Genomic DNA, 1,754 nt, shown 5'->3' on the forward strand with positions numbered 1-1,754 from the left:
GCTCAAGTGAGTAAGCACATAACAAGGCGTTTAAGGCAGATTCGCAACGCATAGCATTCTCAGTTCAAATTGAGTTTTGTGTTTATGGCACAATGGTTTAGGTTATGTGAAGGCGTCGCTCACTACTTAACGCGGCGTTATGCGATTTATGAGGTCAGCGAAAGGAATAGAGATTTATGTACAAAGTCGGCGTTGTTATATTTGATGATTTCACAGATGTAGACTTTTTTCTTATGTACGATTTGCTTGGGAGAACAACCGAAAGTTGGACGGTCAGCATACTGGGAACTAAACCTGAACATCATTCCCACCTTGGTATGAAAGTTATAACAGACGGGCATATTTCAGAGGTGACGAACCAAGATGTCGTTCTTATCACTAGTGGTAAACGTGGTATTCCAGCAGCGATGAAAGATGCTGAATTTATGTCAGCGTTGAGCCTTGACCCAAATAGACAGCTAATTGGCTCGATATGTGCTGGTTCATTTATCCTTCATGAGCTCGGTTTACTAAAAGGTAAGCCATTAACAACCAATCCAGATGCTAAAGGTGTTCTACAAAAGATGGGAGGAGACGTTAAGGATCTACCTCTAGTAGTAGAAGGTAACATAGCCACTGCAGGAGGTTGTCTTTCACTGATTTATCTCATTGGTTGGGTAGCAGAACGGCTGTTTGACTCAAGTAAACGAAAAACTATTCACAATCAATTAATTCCAGCCGGGCAGTTAGAACTTTTTGAAGAGCTCATTACCACAACTATTCAGTCAGCAGAGTCGAAAAATTCGCATAACAAAGCGTTTAAGAGTGATTCGTAACGCTTGGCATTTTTAATTTGCGTTGGTTTTGGTGTTTAAGGCGCAATGCAGAAAGTTCGGCATTGCGGTACTCACACCTTAACGCGGCGTTATAGCGATTTGGAGTGTATCTTGAAATCTGTATTAAATTTAGTTCAAATCCATTGGTTGCTATTTACTATTGCAATAGCCCTTATAATCACGGGTTTGTCTCTATATCCAGTGGAAAGTCTTCCTCCTGTTCCTGGTTCAGACAAAACTCACCATTTCATTGCTTATGGGGCTTTGGCATTTCCAATTTCGTTAGCTAGACCCAAGAAGTGGCTATTTCTAATAGTAGGATTTTTAGCGTGTAGTGGGGTTATTGAGTTAGTTCAACCATATGCAAATCGCTATGGTGAATGGCTCGATTTAGGTGCAAATGGTTTAGGGCTAGTGGTAGGTATCTTAATAGCGACTTTTGCTCGGTCGATGATCCTCAAGGAAAAATCGCAATAACAAGGCGTTTAAGGCGGATTCACAACGCTTGGTGACTTGGGTTCAAATTAGTTTTAGTGTTTAAGGTACAATGGCTTAGGTTTGGTGGTTGGCGTTGTTCACCACTTAACGCGGCGTTAGGCGACGGGCAGGAAAGTTCTTTGTTCTCATTTTCTTAGGTCTCTTTGAGCATTCGTTTTTTCTAAGTCGGCAATTTGGTATTGTCGGCTCAAATCCTTGAATCTCTCTGGCCGTAAAACATGCCAAGGTTTGCGGGTTGCCTCATTGGTTTTCATAGTCGGTTGGTTGTGAATTTCACTGGCTCAAAGTGTGGAAAGGGCAAGTCAATCGAGGTTTTCGTGCTCGCTTTAAGTTTGCAGCTTTCCGTTTCACCTCCTCAAAAGCAACTTTATTGCTGAAAGTCTGTATTTCGTGGTTGTCGAAACTTCGGCTGAAACATAGTGGCTTTTATGGTTCTTGAAT

At 41.7% G+C, this 1,754-nt stretch carries 2 protein-coding genes; both read left to right on the forward strand.

Translation table 11 applies throughout. The annotated features are described in order from the left end of the window. Positions 1–176: 176 nt before the first annotated feature. Positions 177–815, forward strand: coding sequence for a DJ-1/PfpI family protein (locus tag OH458_RS21880; RefSeq protein ID WP_269979847.1), 639 nt, complete (start codon positions 177–179; stop codon positions 813–815). Positions 816–926: 111 nt separating this feature from the next. Beyond that, positions 927–1,292 carry a VanZ family protein gene (locus OH458_RS21885; protein ID WP_269979848.1) on the forward strand — a complete coding sequence of 122 codons (366 nt, stop codon included), beginning with the start codon at positions 927–929 and terminating at the stop codon, positions 1,290–1,292. The last annotated feature ends 462 nt before the right edge of the window (positions 1,293–1,754 follow it).

This window comes from Vibrio sp. MarTm2 (genome assembly GCF_027587055.1).
GTDB classification, from domain to species: domain Bacteria; phylum Pseudomonadota; class Gammaproteobacteria; order Enterobacterales; family Vibrionaceae; genus Vibrio; species Vibrio sinaloensis_D.

What these genes read in the sequence shown, in the direction of transcription:
- OH458_RS21880 (WP_269979847.1), top strand. Translation starts at nt 177, where the DNA reads ATGTACAAAGTCGGCGTTGTTATATTTGATGATTTCACAGATGTAGAC.